General features: G+C 58.4%; 14 protein-coding genes. 5 read left to right on the forward strand and 9 right to left on the reverse strand.

Features of this window, described 5'->3' with window-relative positions:
- Positions 1-9: 9 nt before the first annotated feature.
- The 6 genes from cyoD to hmpA all read right to left on the reverse strand — a co-directional run bounded on the left by cyoD (position 10) and on the right by hmpA (position 6,688).
- Positions 10-345, reverse strand: coding sequence for a cytochrome o ubiquinol oxidase subunit IV (cyoD, locus tag VNV36_RS10335; RefSeq protein ID WP_011335842.1), 336 nt, complete (start codon positions 343-345; stop codon positions 10-12).
- Positions 345-968, reverse strand: a complete 624-nt coding sequence (gene cyoC, locus VNV36_RS10340; RefSeq protein ID WP_016773303.1) for a cytochrome o ubiquinol oxidase subunit III — start codon at positions 966-968, stop codon at positions 345-347. Before cyoC ends, cyoD begins: the two co-directional genes overlap by 1 nt.
- 3 nt (positions 969-971) lie before the next feature.
- A complete protein-coding gene (gene cyoB, locus VNV36_RS10345; RefSeq protein WP_325717674.1) occupies positions 972-3,002 on the reverse strand; it encodes a cytochrome o ubiquinol oxidase subunit I in 2,031 nt (676 codons plus the stop codon).
- A 3-nt stretch (positions 3,003-3,005) separates the two neighbouring features.
- A complete protein-coding gene (gene cyoA, locus VNV36_RS10350) occupies positions 3,006-3,947 on the reverse strand; it encodes a ubiquinol oxidase subunit II (protein WP_325717675.1) in 942 nt (313 codons plus the stop codon).
- Between the two features lie 827 nt (positions 3,948-4,774).
- Positions 4,775-5,284 carry a disulfide bond formation protein B gene (locus VNV36_RS10355; RefSeq protein WP_253495752.1) on the reverse strand — a complete coding sequence of 170 codons (510 nt, stop codon included), beginning with the start codon at positions 5,282-5,284 and terminating at the stop codon, positions 4,775-4,777.
- Between the two features lie 222 nt (positions 5,285-5,506).
- A complete protein-coding gene (gene hmpA, locus VNV36_RS10360) occupies positions 5,507-6,688 on the reverse strand; it encodes an NO-inducible flavohemoprotein (protein WP_325717676.1) in 1,182 nt (393 codons plus the stop codon).
- Positions 6,689-6,851: 163 nt separating this feature from the next.
- Between hmpA and norR the strand changes: the two genes are divergently transcribed.
- The 5 genes from norR (at position 6,852) to VNV36_RS10385 (ending at position 11,215) form a co-directional block, all read left to right on the forward strand.
- On the forward strand, positions 6,852-8,414 hold the full coding sequence (gene norR / locus VNV36_RS10365; RefSeq protein ID WP_325717677.1) for a nitric oxide reductase transcriptional regulator NorR: 1,563 nt from the start codon (positions 6,852-6,854) through the stop codon (positions 8,412-8,414).
- Positions 8,415-8,510: 96 nt separating this feature from the next.
- Positions 8,511-9,413 (forward strand): chemotaxis protein CheV, encoded by a 903-nt coding sequence (locus VNV36_RS10370; protein WP_325717678.1) that lies wholly within the window; start codon positions 8,511-8,513, stop codon positions 9,411-9,413.
- Positions 9,414-9,440: 27 nt separating this feature from the next.
- A complete protein-coding gene (locus VNV36_RS10375; protein ID WP_325717679.1) occupies positions 9,441-9,899 on the forward strand; it encodes a GNAT family N-acetyltransferase in 459 nt (152 codons plus the stop codon).
- Positions 9,900-10,055: 156 nt separating this feature from the next.
- The gene (locus VNV36_RS10380; RefSeq protein ID WP_325717680.1) at positions 10,056-10,382 is read left to right on the forward strand and encodes a hypothetical protein; all 327 of its coding nucleotides are present in this window, start codon (positions 10,056-10,058) and stop codon (positions 10,380-10,382) included.
- 83 nt (positions 10,383-10,465) lie between these two features.
- On the forward strand, positions 10,466-11,215 hold the full coding sequence (locus VNV36_RS10385; RefSeq protein ID WP_325717681.1) for a YkgJ family cysteine cluster protein: 750 nt from the start codon (positions 10,466-10,468) through the stop codon (positions 11,213-11,215).
- 138 nt (positions 11,216-11,353) lie between these two features.
- Here VNV36_RS10385 and VNV36_RS10390 read toward each other — a convergent pair whose 3' ends face one another.
- From VNV36_RS10390 to VNV36_RS10400, 3 genes are all read right to left on the reverse strand, one after another.
- Positions 11,354-11,566, reverse strand: a complete 213-nt coding sequence (locus VNV36_RS10390) for a hypothetical protein (RefSeq protein ID WP_325717682.1) — start codon at positions 11,564-11,566, stop codon at positions 11,354-11,356.
- Positions 11,567-11,705: 139 nt separating this feature from the next.
- Complete coding sequence (locus tag VNV36_RS10395) at positions 11,706-12,125, reverse strand: hypothetical protein (protein WP_325717683.1); 420 nt, start codon at positions 12,123-12,125, stop codon at positions 11,706-11,708.
- A complete protein-coding gene (locus tag VNV36_RS10400; protein ID WP_325717684.1) occupies positions 12,088-12,717 on the reverse strand; it encodes a nucleotidyltransferase domain-containing protein in 630 nt (209 codons plus the stop codon). Before VNV36_RS10400 ends, VNV36_RS10395 begins: the two co-directional genes overlap by 38 nt.
- Positions 12,718-12,850 lie beyond the last annotated feature (133 nt).

The raw sequence follows: 12,850 nt of genomic DNA on the forward strand, positions 1-12,850 counted from the left end.
GGGTCTACCTCACTTCGCCATCATGTACGTGTGGATGCTGAACATGATCCACAGCGACAGGCCAACCAGCAGCACGATCACGATCGCCGTAAAGACGAATGCGATCACGTTGTTACGTTGGGCAATGGAACGGTCCAGGTGCAGGAAGTAATACAGGTGAACGATCACCTGGATCACCGCGAACAGCAGAACGATAGCCAGCGTCGTCGACTTCGGCAGGGTCGGGTACATCACCAGACCGAACGGAATGACGGTCAGGATTACCGACAGGATGAAGCCGATGGCGTACGACTTGACGCTGCCGTGGCCAGCATCGTGGCTGTCATGGGAGTGTGCGTTAGCCATTACAGAGTCCCCATCAGGTAAACAACGGTGAAGACGCAGATCCAGACCACGTCCAGGAAGTGCCAGAACAGGCTCAGGCAGCTCAGACGGGTCTTGTTGGTCGACGTCAGGCCATGCTTGTTGACCTGATACATCATGATGCCCATCCAGATCAGACCGGCCGAAACGTGCAGACCGTGGGTACCGACCAGGGTGAAGAACGCCGACAGGAAGCCCGAACGGCTAGGACCGAAGCCCTCGGAGATCAGCAGGTGGAACTCGTTGATCTCCATGGCGATGAAGCCTGCGCCGAGCAGGAAGGTCATGAACAACCAGCCCAGGACAGCCTGCTTCTTGCCTTTGTACAACGCCAGCATGGCGAAGCCGTAGGTGATCGAACTGAACAACAGCAGAGCGGTTTCGCCCAACACGTATGGCAGTTCGAAGATGTCGTGGCCCGACGGGCCACCGGCAACGTTGTTTACCAGTACTGCGTACACCGCGAAGATCGACGCAAACAGAATGCAGTCGGTCATCAGGTAGAGCCAGAAACCGTATACGGTCATCTCGCCCGAGTCGTGGTGATGGTCATCGTGCCCATGGTCACCATGGGCGTGTCCAACATTGGTCACTAAGTTCGACATGGTTTAAGCCTGTTCCAACGAGGTTTCAACACGGGTGGCATTGGCCGGGATTTTCCCTGCCGCGACCAGACGCTTGTGCTGCTCGGCTTCGATACGCTCGATCGTTTCAACCGGAACCATATAGCCCTGGTCGTCACGTGCAGCGTGAATCACGAAGTAAACGACGGTGCCCACCAGGCTCGCGATCGCCAGCCACCAGATGTGCCAGATCATCGCGAAACCGAAGACGGTCAACAGCGCGCCCATCACCACGCCAGTGGCGGTGTTGTTCGGCATGTGGATCGGCTCGTACTTGGCCGGACGCTGGTACGCAGTACCGTTTTCCTTGGCTTCGGTGAACGGGTCGATGCAGTCAGCCTTTGGCAGCACAGCGAAGTTGTAGAACGGTGGTGGCGACGAGGTCGACCATTCCAGCGTGTGCGCATTCCACGGGTCACCGTGATCGCAAATGTTCTCTGGCTTGTTGCGGTCACGCACACTGACGTACAGCTGGATCAGTTGGCAGGCGATACCGACAGCGATCATCACCGCACCGAACATGGCCACGTACAGGTACGGTACCCACTCAGGGTTGGTGGTGGCGTTCAGACGACGGGTCATGCCCATGAAGCCCAGTGCATAGAGCGGCATGAACGCGACGAAGAAGCCCGAGATCCAGAACCAGAACGCTGCTTTACCCCAGCCTTCGTGCAGCTTGAAGCCGAACGCTTTCGGGAAGTAGAACGCGAAGCCAGCGATGTAACCGAATACCGCACCGCCGATGATCACGTTGTGGAAGTGCGCGATCACGAACAGGCTGTTGTGCAGCACGAAGTCAGCACCCGGAATGGCCAGCAGTACGCCGGTCATGCCGCCGATGGCGAAGGTCACCATGAAGCCCAGAGTCCACATCACCTGACTGGTGAAGCGCAGACGGCCCTGGTAGATGGTGAACAGCCAGTTGAACAGCTTCACACCCGTCGGGATGGAAATCAGCATCGTCGCCAGACCGAAGAAGGCGTTGACGCTCGCACCCGAACCCATGGTGAAGAAGTGGTGCAGCCAAACCATGAAGCCGAGTACCGAGATCGCGCCCGAAGCGTAGATCATCGAGTGGTGGCCGAACAGTTTCTTGCCGGTGAAGGCCGAGATCACTTCCGAGAAGATACCGAAGGCCGGCAGGATCAGGATGTAAACCTCAGGGTGGCCCCACGCCCAGAACAGGTTGACGTACATCATCGGATTGCCACCAAGTTCATTGGTGAAAATGTGGAAATCCATGTAACGGTCAAGGGTCAGCAGTGCCAGGGTCGCGGTCAGGATCGGGAACGAAGCCACGATCAGAACGTTTGCCCAGGTGCAGGTCCAGGTGAAGATCGGCATGTCCATCAGTTTCATGCCAGGGGTACGCATTTTCAGTACGGTCGCGAGGAAGTTGACCCCGGTTAGCGTCGTACCCAATCCGGATAGCTGTAGCGCCCAGATGTAGTAATCCATACCCACGCCAGGACTGTATTGCAGACCCGACAGCGGCGGATACGCAACCCAGCCGGTCTTGGCGAATTCACCGATACCCAGCGACAGGTTGATCAGCACGACGCCGGACACCAGCAGCCAGAAGCTCAGGGAGTTGAGGAACGGGAACGCTACGTCACGCGCGCCGATCTGCAGCGGCACTGCAAGGTTCATCAGGCCGGTGAAGAATGGCATCGCCATGAAGATGATCATGATCACACCGTGAGCGGTGAAGATCTGGTCATAGTGTTCAGGTGGCAGGTAGCCAGGCGAACCCTCGGTGGCCATGGCCAGCTGGGTACGCATCATGATTGCGTCGGCAAAACCGCGCAGCAGCATGACCATGGCGACGATGATGTACATCACGCCGATTTTCTTGTGATCGACCGAAGTCAGCCACTCGGTCCACAGGTACGTCCACTTTTTGAAGTAAGTGATCGCAGCGAACAGCGCCAGACCGCCGAGGGCGATCATGGCGATGGTCACCATCACGATCGGCTCGTGGAATGGGACTGCTTCCCAACTTAATTTACCAAACATCGTTTACTCCTCTGCCCCGGCAGCTGAATGCGAACCCGCGTCAATATCCGTGGCCGCCACTTCTTTCTCTTTCTTCTCGTGCTTCAGCGGCTTGCCCGGCTTCATACCTTCGTACTTGTCGACGATGATCTGGAACTGGTTCGGCGTGACCGACGAGTAGAGCTCGACTGGATTGTTCTGGCTCGGTTTGGCAAGGGCCGCGTACTCAGCTTGATCAAGCTGTTTAGGTGACTTCTTGACTTCACTGACCCAGGCGTCGAAATCTTCCTGAGTGGTGGAGATAGCCTTGAATTTCATACCGGTGAAGCCCGCGCCGCTGTAGTTGGCGGAGATACCGTCCATTTCAGCGTTGCGGTCAGCGATCAGGTGCAGTTTGGTCTGCATGCCCGCCATCGCGTAGATCTGGCCGCCCAGGCCCGGGATGAAGAACGAGTTCATCACGGCGTCGGAGGTGATCTTGAAGTTGATTGGCGTGTGCGCCGGGAACACGATCTTGTTGACCGTGGCAATGCCTTGTTCCGGGTAGATGAACAGCCACTTCCAGTCCAGCGCGACGACTTCGATGGTCACTGGCTTGACGTCAGACTCGATCGGACGATACGGGTCCAGCTCGTGAGTCGAGATGTACGTGATGTAACCCAGGGCGACGATGATCAGCACCGGGATGGTCCATACAGCCACTTCGATCTTGGTCGAGTGCGACCACTTCGGCGTGTAGACGGCGTTCTTGTTCGAAGCGCGGTACTTCCAGGCAAACAGGAAGGTCATGATGATGACCGGCACGACGACCAACAGCATCAGCAGCGTGGCGGTGATGATCAGGTTGCGCTGTTCCAGGCCGACCTGGCCCGTTGGATTGAGCAAGGTCATGTTGCAGCCTCCCAGCAACAACGTGCCGAGCAGCGGCACTAGGCCTAGTAATCTGGGGTACCTGTTTTTACTCATCTCACGACCTCTAAAGCAGCTTGCGCAATGCAGTTGGGTTTTGATCGCCAACACTTCACCCTGCCAAGGGTTGGCATTTTCTTTGGATTGAATAAGGGCCGCCCGTCGCGCGTTACATGCTCGACAAAACCTTGGGACAGCGTTCAGTTCTTATTCGAATTCGTGGTCAAAGGCCTTGTTACAGACCAATTCCATTTGGTGCGGAAAGTTGGAAAGGCACCGACACCTGGGTGTCTTGAAAGCCTCGCGGCTCGCTCGACACCCGACCTCCTGTCCAGTTCCTCAATAAAGGCTGAACAGCGCCGGGAATTCAGTGCGGGCGATTGTAGATAGGTAGCGCCCTATACACCATGTCTTATCCCGAAATAATTTTTATCACTCAGAGCAACAATGCCTCGCCATTTTTGCAAAAATCGCCCCTGTTATCGAAAGCGTTTCTCAATAAAAACGGCAAAATCTGCAGGTGTGAACGCCTCAAATCAGACAGCTCTGCGACCCGTTTTCGCGCACTTGATCGGCGTAAAGCCCGATATCCCAAGGGCTTTGGGCCATTGCCGGTGCCTGTTAAAACTGCCTGATCCAACGCCTCTTTCCTGAAGCCCGAAAACGTCGAAACTGGCCAATGTTTTTATGTAACAGTCGACCAATCCGGCGCATCCGCACTCCCTGCGACAGCCCGCGTGTGACAACATGTCGCACATTTGCCGCAGGCTTCATTGCCGTTCGTCACGGTGTTTTCACAAACGCTCTGAAATGCAAAACGCCCCGATTTTCATCACAGAAAATCGAAGCGTTTTGTTTATCGGCACCAGTGCTGAAAAGTTGACTCAGCGCAGCGCTTTTCGATTACGCGAGGTCAACAGCGGTACCAGAATCACCACCAGCACGAACGCCACCAGCGCCCATTGCGCCAGCGACAGACCGAGAATCGGCGGATACGGCGTCGAGCAGAAGCCGTCGACCTGGAAACCCAGCGGGAAAATCTTCGCCAGCGGCAAATCATCGACAATTGGCTGCAGCACATCGACCCCGCAACTCACCGCCGGATAAAACTGCGTGTAGACGTGATGCCCGGCGACGGCAGCCCCGGCAAGCGCACAAATCACCACCAGCGTTTCGAACACCGTGATGCTGCGACGGCTGCGCATGCCCGCGCCAATGAATGCAAACAGTGCAATCAGCAACAAGGCATAACGCTGCAGAATGCACAGTGGGCACGGTGCCTCGCCAAGCACGACCTGCATGTACAACGCACCGCCAATCAACGCCAGGCAGATGATTCCCAGCAGCACCAGGTAGCGCCGCTCACGTCCCAACCGCATCGTTTCCTCGCTCATTGCCTTTCCCTTGTAAGTCCATGGTCCAGCCGGCCGGCGGCTGAAATTGTCGCAAGTCTACACCGGGGCAATAAACGATAGAGCGGTTAAGGAATGATTAACCAACATGGCTTTGCGGCGCGCAGAAGATTCGCGAGCAGGCTCGCTCTCACACTGGATCTGCGTCGAACACAAATCCAGTGGGAGCGAGCCTGCTCGCGAACGAGACAACTCGGTCTCAGATCATTCCAGAGCAGATGCCGGCCCGAAGAACTCATAACGGCTCTGTTGCTCAGGCACACCCAACGCCTTCAGATGCCGCTTGATCGCGCCCATGAAGCCTTTCGGCCCGAGGAAATAAGCATCGACATCACGCTGCGCCGGCAGCCACTCGCCTAGAAGCTCCTCGTTGAGCATGCCGACCTTGTCCGCCGCCGGGCTCACGCCATCTTCTTCGGCGTAGCAATAGAAGCGCTTGAGCTGTGGGTGACGTTCGGCCAGCCCGTCGACCCAGTCACGGAACGCGTGAACGCTACCGTTACGGGCGCAGTGGATAAAGTGCACCGGGCGCTCGGTCTCCAACGCCGCTTCCAGCATTGCCAGAGTCGGGGTAATGCCGACGCCGCCGCTGATCAGCACCAACGGTTTGTCGCTGGCCGCCAGGGTGAACTCGCCGGATGGCGGAAACAGTTGAATGCGCGAGCCGACCTGCAATTGATCATGCAGATAATTCGACGCGCGGCCACCGGGTTCACGCTTGACGCTGATGCGATACTGACCGTTGTTGGCCAGGGCCGACAGCGAATAGTTACGGCGGATTTCCTCGCCGTCGAGGATCAGTTTCATGCCGATGTACTGGCCCGGTTCCGCCGCGAGAATCGGCCCTTTATCCGCCGGTTCGAAGTAAAACGAAGTGATTTCGGCGCTCTCTTGCACTTTCGCCGCGACGATGAATTCCCGCGCACCACGCCAGCCGCCGACGGCCTGTTCTTTCTGATCGTAGATCGCGGTTTCGGCGCCGATCAGAATGTCGGCCAGTTGCCCATACGCCGCCCCCCAGGCGCTCATCACTTCGGGCGTGGCGATCTCTTCACCGAGCACTTCGGAGATGGCGCGCAGCAGGCAGGTGCCGACGATCGGGTAGTGTTCCGGCAGAATCTGCAGGGCCACGTGCTTGTTGATGATTTTTGCCACCAGATCGCCCAACTGGTCGAGCTGATCGATGTGCCGGGCATACATCAGCACGCCGTTGGCCAAGGCACGCGGCTGATCGCCACTGGCCTGGTGCGCCTGGTTGAACAGTGGGCGCACTTGCGGGTATTCGGAGAGCATCATGCGGTAGAAATGCGTGATCAACGCCTCGCCGCCGCTTTCCAGCAGGGGCACGGTGGATTTGACGATGGCACGATCCTGGACGCTAAGCATAAGGTGACTCCTGCGCTTTCTTGAATGATTGCACTGGGGATATCAGCTTTCGTGCCAACTTATTAACCCAATAAAATCAACGAGTTAAAGCCAACGTAGTCATTTGGACACAAATACACGTATAGTCATCTCGACTACATTTTGTCTTTCTGACTACAAACCCATGACTGCCAAATCTCTGCTCACCGCACTGCTGCCTCTGGTCTCCGACCTGTCCCGCGAGCTGCCCGAAGGTGAGCGCTACCGGCGCCTGCTCGAAGCCATGCGTGCATTGTTGCCCTGTGATGCGGCGGCGTTGCTGCGTCTGGACGGCGAATCGTTGGTGCCGTTGGCGGTGGACGGTTTGAGTACCGATACCCTTGGCCGACGTTTCAGGGTCAGCGAGCATCCGCGCTTCGAAATTCTGCTGGCCGGCGCCGGGCCGACGCGCTTCGCCGCCGACAGCGACCTGCCGGATCCTTATGACGGTCTGGTCGACGGCCTCGACGATCATCTCGAAGTCCACGACTGCCTCGGCTGCCCTTTGTTTGTCGATGAAAAACTCTGGGGCCTGATCACCCTCGACGCCCTCGACCCCGAGCGTTTCGAACCGATCGAACTCGATGCCCTGCAAGCTTTCGCCAGCCTCGCCTCGGCCACGGTCAACGCCGCCGAACGCATAGAACGTCTGGCCACCCGTGCCGAAGACGAGCATCAGCGCGCCGAGGTCTACCGTCAGGCCAGCGGCCAACAGAATCGCGAAATGATCGGCCAGAGCAAAGCGCACAAGCGCCTGGTGGAGGAGATCAATCTGGTCGGCGGCAGTGACCTGACCGTACTCATCACCGGTGAGACCGGGGTCGGCAAAGAACTGGTCGCCCAGGCCATCCACGCCGCTTCCCCTCGTGCCGACAAACCGATCATCAGCCTCAATTGCGCCGCGCTGCCCGACACGCTGGTAGAAAGCGAACTGTTCGGCCACGTGCGCGGCGCTTTCACCGGCGCCACCAGCGATCGCCGGGGCAAGTTCGAACTGGCCAACGGCGGCACGTTGTTTCTCGATGAAGTCGGCGAGTTGTCGTTGACCGTCCAGGCCAAACTGCTGCGCGTACTGCAGAGCGGTCAGCTACAGCGCCTGGGTTCGGACAAGGAGCATCAGGTCGATGTGCGTTTGATAGCCGCAACCAATCGTGATCTGGCCGAGGAAGTGCGCAGCGGCCGCTATCGTGCCGACTTCTATCACCGCTTGAGTGTGTACCCGTTGCGCGTGCCGGCGCTGCGCGATCGCGGGCGCGATGTGTTGCTGCTCAGTGGCTTTTTTCTCGAGCAGAATCGCTCGCGCATGGGCCTCAACAGCCTGCGCCTGAACAGCGACGCCCAGGAAGCGCTGCTTGCCTACACCTGGCCGGGCAATGTGCGTGAGCTGGAACATTTGATCGGACGCAGTGCCTTGAAGGCGCTGGGTAACTGCAAGGTCAGGCCGAAGATTCTGAGTCTGAGCGCGGCGGATCTGGATTTGCCCCGTGAGGTTGTGGATAACGTGATTGAGCCCGCGCATGCAAACCTGGCCAATGTGATGCCGGTGATCGGTGGGGATTTGCGCAGTGCAACCGATGAGTTCCAGAGGCGCTTGATTGGTGCGGCGCTGGAGCGCCATCAGGATAACTGGGCGAGTGCGGCGCGGGAGTTGGGGGTGGATCGGGCGAATCTGGGGCGGATGGCCAAGCGCTTGGGCATGAAAAGCTGAAGCGCCAATAGCCTAAAGCCCACACCATTCAAGCCGATAACCCGGCATCAAAGGTTTCTGGCGATTTCCACTCTCGCCCATCCACAGAAGGTTCTTATGTCCTCCACCAAAGCCCGCGCAGATTCACTTTCGCTTCTGCTGTTTACCTTGCGCAGCGGCAAGCTGATGGCGATCAACCTGCTGAAAGTCAGTGAAATCATCCCCTGCCCGCCGCTGACCAAGCTGCCGGAGTCGCACCCGCACGTCAAAGGTATCGCCAGCCTGCGTGGCGCCTCGCTATCGGTGATTGATCTGAGCCGCGCCATCGGCGAGCGGCCGCTGGAAGACCCCAACGGTGGCTGCCTGATCGTCACCGATGTCAGCCGCTCCAAGCAGGGCCTGCACGTACAGGCGGTGAGCAAAATCGTCCATTGCCTGACCACCGACATCAAGCCTCCACCGTTCGGCTCCGGCGGCTCGCGCGCCTTTATCACCGGCGTAACCTCGGTGGACGGCACGCTGGTGCAAGTGCTGGATATCGAAAAAGTCATCCACAGCATCGCCCCGGCGCAGATCGAAATGGCGCCGACCGACCTGACCATGGAAGACGCCGAAGTGCTCGGCAACGCGCGGATTCTAGTGGTCGACGACAGTCAGGTAGCGCTGCAGCAATCGGTGCACACCCTGCGCAATCTCGGCCTGCAATGCCACACGGCGCGCAGTGCCAAGGAAGCCATCGACTGCCTGCTCGACCTGCAAGGCACCGCGCAGCAGATCAACCTGATCGTCTCCGACATCGAAATGTCCGAGATGGACGGTTATGCGTTCACTCGTACCCTGCGCGAGACCCCGGACTTCGCCCACTTGTACGTACTGCTGCATACCTCGCTCGACAGCGCGATGAACAGCGAAAAAGCCCGACTGGCGGGCGCCAACGCGGTACTGACCAAATTCTCCTCGCCGGAACTGACGCAACGGCTGATCGAAGCGGCCAAGCACGTCGCGGCGAACGGGCACTGAGTCTTGGCCCAGAGGTATTGTTTTTTGATGCGGCGCGACCTGAGTGAAGCGGTGCCGGATGCGCAATGGCCCTCCGGGATTGAGCTGTCCGCCTATCGCGAGGAGCTGGCGCCAGCGGTGCATCAGCTGATGCAGCTCGGACATCTGCAGGGTGACAGTCTCGTACCGGCGCTGAACGAATGGCTGCAGCGGTTTGTCAGCGATCCCGAATACGATCCGGCGTTATGTTTCGTTGCTTGCGATGCCACAGGTGTAGTTGGCGTGGCGCAGTGCTGGACCAGTGCGTATATCAAGAATCTGGTGGTGCATCCGCGCATGCAGGGCCGGGGACTTGGGCGAGCCTTGTTGCTGCGTGCCTTCAGCGTCTTTCAACAGCGGCGTGAAGGGTTTGTCGACTTGAGGGTGCTGGAGGACAACCTGCGGGCGCAGCGGTTGTATGAGGGTGTCGGGATGTGTGTGGTCCGGCGGGAATTGGTGCCGGACTGATTAAAGTCAAAAGATCGCAGCCTTCGGCAGCTCCTACAGGAAACCGCATATCCATGTAGGAGCTGCCGAAGGCTGCGATCTTTTAGCGGTGTCCCAGGCAACAAATCTCTTTAGACAGACTCCAACCTTGGCCACCCAGAACCAAGGACGCCCACCGTGAAAATCCTCACCGCAAGCCTGCTCAGCCTCACCGCGTTCGCCTCCCAGGCCCACGCCTCCAGCCCCGACGCCTGGGCCGCCTATGACAAAACCGTGCTCGCCAGTTGCACCAAGGCCAGCGGCCTGAAGAACGCCAAACCGGTCGGCACACCCGCGCAATTCGACGATCGCGTTGGCTACACCGCCGTTCTGCTGCAAGGCCAATACCCGCAAAAACACATGAAGGGCCAACAGGGCAGCGAGCTGTGCCTGTACAACAAACAGTCGAAAACCGCGTTCGTCACCGAGTGGGACTCGATTCGCCCAGCCAGTAAAACCCATTGAGTGGCGCATTACTTGCTTCGATCAGAGTCCGTGCGATGGTTTTCCGCCGTCGTTTCGCACCCTGATTGAAGACAGATCACTCAATGAATACGACGTTTTCCTGCGTAGGCTGCGGCAAATGCTGCAGCGACCACCATGTCCCGCTGACCCTGGCCGAAGCCCGCATGTGGGCAGCAGATGGCGGTCAGGTGATCGTGCTGGTCGAAGCATTTCTCGCCAATGGCCTGGGCCTGCCGACGCAGCAGCGCGAACATGCCGAGCGTCGTTCGATAGAGGTACGCAGCGGCGTCACCCATGCTCATGTGGCGATCACGTTTGCGGCCTACAACGTCGGCCCCTGCCGGAATCTTGACGACGACAAACGCTGCCGGATCTACGAGCGACGCCCGCTGGTGTGCCGTATCTACCCGGCGGAAATCAATCCGCACATCCCGCTCGATCCTGCCGCCAAAGACTGCCCGCCCGAATCCTGGGGACAGGGTCCGGAACTGATCGTCGGGGGGGAATTGGTCGATCGGGAACTGGTTGAGTTGATTCAGCGCTCGCGCCAGGCCGATCGTGATGACATACGACTGAAGGATGCGATCTGCGCTACCCTCGGGATACGCACAACGGCGCTCAAGGGCGATGGCTTTACAGCGTATTTGCCGGATATGGCGGCGTTTGCCGCGGTAATCGATCAAGTGACCGCACAATCGCTAGCGGAAAAACCGGGTGAGTGGCTGTTTCATTTGTCTGGCGATGACATCGCCGGGCAAGTGCTGGCGGCTGGCGGGCAGGTGGTGACTGAGCCGGCGCAGACTTATGCGTTTATTTCGCTGCGTGCGGCTTGATGAAACCTTAGTGGTGTAGCGGCTACCGCCTTCGCGAGCAAGCTCGCTGCCACATTGGATCTGCGCGAATCACAAAACCTGGTGGGAGCAAGCCTGCTCGCGAAGGGGCCAGCACTCACGCCCACACAGCGCATTATTTCAACGCTTGCCCATCGACCGACGCGTCCCCGGCGGTGCCATCCCCGGGGTTTTGGTATGGCCATTCTTCGCGCCATTCTTGTACCATGGCTGATTCGAACCTTTTGCCGAGGCCAGCTCGCCCGGTTTGAAGGGGAATTTGAACGCCGGGATCTCGGCTTTGGTTTCGCTGGTATCAGCCACGTCAACCGGCGGTTGGGTCGGGGAAGTCATAAAAGCTCCGGGAACGATAAGTCGGCCCGATCAGTGAGCCGCAAAAGCGCGCAGTATACCTGTGCGCCCTGGCTCGGCATCTGAAGATTTGCGGGATGCGTCGAATGGTTCTTTGGCACTGACACTGCGTGATGATGTTTCAGTTCATACGGTGCTGAACGTCACCCAACAATTGCGAGGCGCTCTCCAGCAACTGCTCGAGGAGCGCATCATCCTCATCCATATAGCCTTCATATTCGGCGAGATTGCGCCGCTCGTGGCACAACGCGAACAATCGGACCTGAACCTTGCTGCTTTGCGTGGTAAGAATCAGGCACTGAAAGACCAGATAACGCCTGTCCGAGCGATAGCCACTCAAGCGAAGGGCCGTCAGCGCCAGGGCGTGAGCTGCGTTGTAGGCCAAATCGAACCGGCTGGAAAAAGACAGTGTGCTGGCGTGCGCATCCTTGAGCCTGTCAAGCGCCGAGCGCATCAGCCCTTCACACTCCTTGCGATCGGGTGGCTCCGCTTTCAGTACTCCGCTACGTAGAAGATTCTCCAGACTTTCGCTGCTGCCCATCCTTGGACTCCAAAGGGTTTGCCCCTGACAGATCGATTTTTTCCTGCTGCATCACCCGCACGACAAAACTGTTTTGCCCCGCCAGTTTCGTAGCCCAGTCTCGCGGGGTGTACAGCGTCGGGTTGATGGGACGCCCCAATTGCTCCTCCACGGGTATGAGCCGCTCCATCAACTCACTGTAGTGCAGGCCTTCGCCGATCAGCATGAGATCAATGTCACTGAGTGTGTTCGCCGAGTTTTTCGCGATGGAGCCATACACGAACGCCCAGGTAATCTGCTCGGCGAACGGCTCTAATGCCTGACGAAGGGGCTCGGCAAAACCGAAGGTCTTGCGCGTGATGCCCAGAAGCTCCGAGTAGATGGGACAGGAGGGGTTGGCCTGATAATGGGTCTGATTACCCACTCGTGTCATGCGCAGCACGCCAGCCCGATGCAATCGATCCAGTTCCCGCATGAGGCCGCCTTTGCCAACCTGCGCCCGCCGCACAATTTCATTCGCGTAGAACGTCTGGTCCGGCTTGCCGAACAGCAGCGCCAGCACTTTTTGCTGAGTGGTGGTGAACAGGGCTTCGCTTAGAGAAAGGTAATCCATTGGAGGACCAATGAGTCTTAAAAAAGGAACGATAGGTCCCTTTTAGGGACTTATCAACTGAACCTTGATCGCAGCCATCGCGGTAACTGCAGAAAACTGACATTCCTGACAGCGGGCCGTCACCCTCTCGACC

This window comes from Pseudomonas sp. (genome assembly GCF_035554175.1).
GTDB lineage: Bacteria > Pseudomonadota > Gammaproteobacteria > Pseudomonadales > Pseudomonadaceae > Aquipseudomonas.

Coding starts and splice junctions, on each gene's coding strand:
- cyoD (WP_011335842.1), bottom strand. CDS start 345: ATGGCTAACGCACACTCCCATGACAGCCACGATGCTGGCCACGGCAGC.
- cyoC (WP_016773303.1), bottom strand. CDS start 968: ATGTCGAACTTAGTGACCAATGTTGGACACGCCCATGGTGACCATGGG.
- cyoB (WP_325717674.1), bottom strand. CDS start 3,002: ATGTTTGGTAAATTAAGTTGGGAAGCAGTCCCATTCCACGAGCCGATC.
- cyoA (WP_325717675.1), bottom strand. CDS start 3,947: ATGAGTAAAAACAGGTACCCCAGATTACTAGGCCTAGTGCCGCTGCTC.
- VNV36_RS10355 (WP_253495752.1), bottom strand. CDS start 5,284: ATGAGCGAGGAAACGATGCGGTTGGGACGTGAGCGGCGCTACCTGGTG.
- hmpA (WP_325717676.1), bottom strand. CDS start 6,688: ATGCTTAGCGTCCAGGATCGTGCCATCGTCAAATCCACCGTGCCCCTG.
- norR (WP_325717677.1), top strand. CDS start 6,852: ATGACTGCCAAATCTCTGCTCACCGCACTGCTGCCTCTGGTCTCCGAC.
- VNV36_RS10370 (WP_325717678.1), top strand. CDS start 8,511: ATGTCCTCCACCAAAGCCCGCGCAGATTCACTTTCGCTTCTGCTGTTT.
- VNV36_RS10375 (WP_325717679.1), top strand. CDS start 9,441: ATGCGGCGCGACCTGAGTGAAGCGGTGCCGGATGCGCAATGGCCCTCC.
- VNV36_RS10385 (WP_325717681.1), top strand. CDS start 10,466: ATGAATACGACGTTTTCCTGCGTAGGCTGCGGCAAATGCTGCAGCGAC.
- VNV36_RS10390 (WP_325717682.1), bottom strand. CDS start 11,566: ATGACTTCCCCGACCCAACCGCCGGTTGACGTGGCTGATACCAGCGAA.
- VNV36_RS10395 (WP_325717683.1), bottom strand. CDS start 12,125: ATGGGCAGCAGCGAAAGTCTGGAGAATCTTCTACGTAGCGGAGTACTG.
- VNV36_RS10400 (WP_325717684.1), bottom strand. CDS start 12,717: ATGGATTACCTTTCTCTAAGCGAAGCCCTGTTCACCACCACTCAGCAA.